General features: G+C 31.7%; 4 protein-coding genes and 1 pseudogene. All 5 read left to right on the top strand.

What is annotated here, in order from left to right; all coding sequences use genetic code 11:
• Positions 1-235: pseudogene (locus ACTHW2_RS06790) on the top strand (redox-sensing transcriptional repressor Rex); the annotation flags it as partial.
• Between the two features lie 71 nt (positions 236-306).
• Complete coding sequence (locus ACTHW2_RS06785; RefSeq protein ID WP_442263208.1) at positions 307-1,194, top strand: DNA-3-methyladenine glycosylase family protein; 888 nt, start codon at positions 307-309, stop codon at positions 1,192-1,194.
• Positions 1,195-1,229: 35 nt separating this feature from the next.
• On the top strand, positions 1,230-1,919 hold the full coding sequence (locus ACTHW2_RS06780) for a DUF554 domain-containing protein (RefSeq protein ID WP_442263207.1): 690 nt from the start codon (positions 1,230-1,232) through the stop codon (positions 1,917-1,919).
• Between the two features lie 200 nt (positions 1,920-2,119).
• On the top strand, positions 2,120-2,404 hold the full coding sequence (locus ACTHW2_RS06775) for a co-chaperone GroES (RefSeq protein ID WP_442263206.1): 285 nt from the start codon (positions 2,120-2,122) through the stop codon (positions 2,402-2,404).
• Between the two features lie 29 nt (positions 2,405-2,433).
• On the top strand, positions 2,434-4,140 hold the full coding sequence (groL, locus tag ACTHW2_RS06770; RefSeq protein ID WP_442263205.1) for a chaperonin GroEL: 1,707 nt from the start codon (positions 2,434-2,436) through the stop codon (positions 4,138-4,140).
• The last annotated feature ends 26 nt before the right edge of the window (positions 4,141-4,166 follow it).

The following is a 4,166-nucleotide window of genomic DNA, read 5'->3' as shown; positions in this document are numbered from 1 at the left end:
ACCAGTAGAAGAATTGGAAGATTTTATAAAAGAAAATAATGTAAAAATAGGAATAATAACAACATCAAAGAGACATGCACAAGAAGTAGCAGATACTTATATTGAAGCAGGCATAAAAGGAATATGGAACTTTGCAGATGTCGACCTAAAGGTACCAGAAGATGTTAAAATAGAAGATGTAAGATTAAGTGAAAGTCTTTATACACTTTCTTATTTTATACAGGAAGATAAATAATAATACCTCTAGAGCTAGCTCTAGAGGTATTATTATAAGGATAAGGGTATAATTACTTTTGAGGTGAAAAAATGGAAAAGTATAAACTTTTAGAAAAGGACAATAAGATAATATTAAAAAACATAGAAAACTTCCATCCAAAACATATATTTGAATGTGGGCAAGCATTTAGATGGTACAAGGAAGAAGACGGATCCTATACAACCATTAGCTATGGAAGAGTATTAAATGTAAAAAAGGAAGGAAAAGATGTAATACTTTATCCAACTAATAAAGAAGAATTTGAGAAGATTTGGATGCACTATTTTGATTTAGAAAGAGACTATAGCTCTATAAAAAAAGAACTATCAAAAGATCCTATATTAAAAGAAGCTATAGGCTTTGGTGATGGTATAAGGGTTTTAAATCAGGAACCATTTGAAATAGTAATATCTTTTATAATATCAGCTAATAATCAAATACCAAGAATAAAAAAATCTATTGAAACTATCTCTTTAAACTATGGGAAGAAAATAGATACTAAGTTAAAGGGAAAAGATTACTATAGCTTTCCAAGTCCTAAAGAATTAGCAGATGCAGAATTAGAAGAGTTTAATAAAATCACTAAAGTTGGTTTCCGTGGTAAAAGAGTCCTAGCTACAAGTAAAATAATTGAAAAGGGTGAACTAGAACTCCAAGCTATATTCCATATGAATAGAGATGATGGAAAAGAAGCACTTATGACACTACCAGGAGTAGGACCTAAGGTAAGTGATTGTATACTTCTCTTTGCATTTGATAAAGATGAGGCCTTTCCCGTAGATGTATGGGTTAAAAGAGTCATGGAATACTTTTATTTGAAAGAAGATACAAATGTAAAGCATATAGGTGAACATGGAAAAAGAATATTTGGAAGTCTTGCAGGATTTGCCCAGCAATATCTTTTTTATTATGCTAGGGAAAAAGGGATTGGAAAATAAGTAAAACTTCCTTATATATAAGAGGTGGTGAGTTAATGGTAGGTACTATTGTAAATGTATTAACCATTATAATAGGTTCTTTAATAGGATATTTTATGAGAAATGGAATAAAAGAAGAATATAAAACTACTATAATGGATGGTCTGGGGCTAGCGGTTCTTATAATTGGAATAATGGGAAGTATAGAAACAGAAAGTGTTTTGATTGTAATAATAAGTATTGTAATTGGAAGTATAATAGGTGAGATAATAGGAATAGAAAAAAAGCTTGACAATATGGGATATAAACTAGAAAAAAGATTTGGAAATGGAGATTCAAATTTTTCAAAGGGTTTTATAACATCAACTCTTGTATTTTGTGTGGGAGCTATGGCTATAGTAGGATCACTTGAGGCAGGTCTTACAGAGAACTATCAAACATTATTTGCAAAATCTATCTTAGATGGAGTAGCAGCTATTATATTTACAAGTACGCTTGGAATTGGAGTGATTTTTTCTATATTTCCAGTATTCTTATATCAAGGTGGTATAACTCTCCTTTCGGCAAGTTTAAAAGATATACTTACTCCAGATATTATAAACGAGATGTCAGCAGTTGGAGGACTACTTATACTTGCTATAGGAATAAATTTACTTGGAATAAAAAAAATAAAAATCGGTAATATGTTACCTAGTCTTTTAGTGCCTATAGTTATTTTGCTAATTAAAGGATATATAGGATTTTAGAGTAATTAGGAGAAAAGAGGAGTTAAAATGGTAATTTATTCTTATAATAGAGTATAAATGTATATATGCTTGTATAAAGAATGAATATATTACTTGAAAATGATTAGAATATAAGATATTATAATCATTAGAGAGATTAGCACTCAAGACATTCAAGTGCTAACAAGAAAAATCATATAAATATTAGGAGGAAATAGTATATGAATTTAAAACCAATAGGTGACAGAGTAGTTATTAAAAAAGTAGAAGTAGAAGAAAAAACTAAGAGTGGTATAGTACTTCCAGGCTCTGCTCAGGAGCAACCACAAATGGCTGAAGTATTAGCTATTGGATCTGAAATATTAAATGATGAAAAGACAAAAGATGAAATAAAAGTAGGAGATACAGTGATATTTTCTAAATATGCTGGAAATGAAATAAAAGTAGACAATGAAGAAGTTACAATTTTGAAGTTAAATGAAATATTAGCAGTAGTGGAAAAATAAGATAAAATTAAATGAGGAGTGATTTTTGAATGGCTAAAGAAATTAAATTTGGTGAAGATGCTAGACGTTCAATGGAAGAAGGAATAAATAAATTAGCAAATACTGTAAAGGTAACGCTTGGACCTAAGGGAAGAAATGTTGTATTAGATAAGAAGTTTGGTGCACCGCTTATTACAAATGATGGTGTAACTATAGCTCGTGAAATAGAACTAGAAGATAGATATGAAGATATGGGAGCTCAACTTTTAAAAGAAGTAGCTACTAAAACTCAAGATGTAGCAGGGGATGGAACTACAACAGCTACACTTCTTGCACAAGCTATTGTAAGAGAAGGATTAAAGAATGTAGCAGCGGGAGCAAATCCTATTATAGTTAAAAACGGAATCAACAAAGCTGTTGAAAAGGCTGTAGAAGAAATCAGAAACTTTTCAAGCAAAGTAGTAACTAAAGAGGATATAGCACAAGTTGCATCTATATCAGCTGGAGATGAAGAGATAGGAAATCTAATAGCAGAAGCTATGGAAAAGGTAGGAAAAGACGGAGTTATAACAGTAGAAGAATCTAACTCAACTGGAACTACTTTAGAAGTAGTAGAAGGTATGCAGTTTGATAGAGGATACGAATCACCTTATATGGTAACAGATACTGAAAAGATGGTAGCAGAATTTGATGATCCTTACATTCTTATGACAGATAAAAAAATTACAAATATTCAAGAGATACTACCTATATTAGAACAAATAGTTCAAGAGTCTAAACCTTTAATAGTTATAGCTGAAGAAATAGAAGGCGAAGCTATGGCAACACTTGTAGTAAATAAAATAAGAGGAACATTTAACTGTGTAGCTGTAAAGGCACCAGGATTTGGAGATAGAAGAAAAGAAATGTTAGAAGACCTTGCAATTTTAACAGGTGGAGAAGTTATATCTGAAGATTTAGGATATGAACTTAAAGATACTACTATTGAAATGTTAGGTAGCGCATCTAAAATAAAAATAGATAAAGAAAACACTGTAATAGTAAGTGGTGCTGGTGAGGAAGAAGAAATAAATAATAGAGTAAATCAACTTAAAACTCAACTTGAAAACACAGAATCAGAATTTGATGCTGAAAAACTTCAAGAAAGACTTGCTAAACTTTCAGGAGGAGTAGCAGTTATACAAGTAGGAGCTGCAACTGAAACTGAGTTAAAAGAAAGAAAACTAAGAATAGAAGATGCTTTAGCTGCAACTAGAGCAGCAGTAGAAGAAGGTATAGTAGCAGGGGGAGGAACTGTTCTACTAGAATCTATTGAAAATGTAAGTGCTCTTTTAAAAGATGCTCATGGTGATGAAAAAACTGGTATAAACATAATAGTAAGAGCTTTAGAAGAACCAGTAAGACAAATTGCTATGAACGCAGGACTTGAAGGTTCTATAGTAGTTGAAAAAGTAAAATCATCCGAAAAAGGAACTGGTTTTGACGCATTAAACGAAGAATATGTAAATATGATTGATAGAGGAATAGTAGATCCAACTAAAGTAACAAGATCTGCTCTTCAAAACGCTGCAAGTGTAGCTTCAATGGTTCTTACTACTGAATCAGCAGTAGTAGATACAGAAGAAGACGACCCAATGGCTGGAATGGGCGGCGGCATGGGTGGAATGGGTGCCGGAATGCCAGGCATGATGAAAGATACCCAGACACCTAGAAAATTTAAAACAATAAATCAGAAGAAACAATTCAAAAGCTCTTAGGGAATATTCCCTGAGAGCTTTTATAA

Source organism: Tissierella sp. (genome assembly GCF_052089545.1).
In the GTDB taxonomy this organism is placed as follows: Bacteria; Bacillota; Clostridia; order Tissierellales; family Tissierellaceae; genus Tissierella_A.
The sequence above is the reverse complement of the archived record's forward strand: the minus strand, read 5'-3'. Positions and strand labels throughout refer to the sequence as shown.

Bases quoted from the DNA above. Each gene is read 5' to 3' on its own strand.
- ACTHW2_RS06780 (WP_442263207.1), top strand. From the start codon at position 1,230: ATGGTAGGTACTATTGTAAATGTATTAACCATTATAATAGGTTCTTTA.
- ACTHW2_RS06785 (WP_442263208.1), top strand. From the start codon at position 307: ATGGAAAAGTATAAACTTTTAGAAAAGGACAATAAGATAATATTAAAA.
- ACTHW2_RS06775 (WP_442263206.1), top strand. From the start codon at position 2,120: ATGAATTTAAAACCAATAGGTGACAGAGTAGTTATTAAAAAAGTAGAA.
- groL (WP_442263205.1), top strand. From the start codon at position 2,434: ATGGCTAAAGAAATTAAATTTGGTGAAGATGCTAGACGTTCAATGGAA.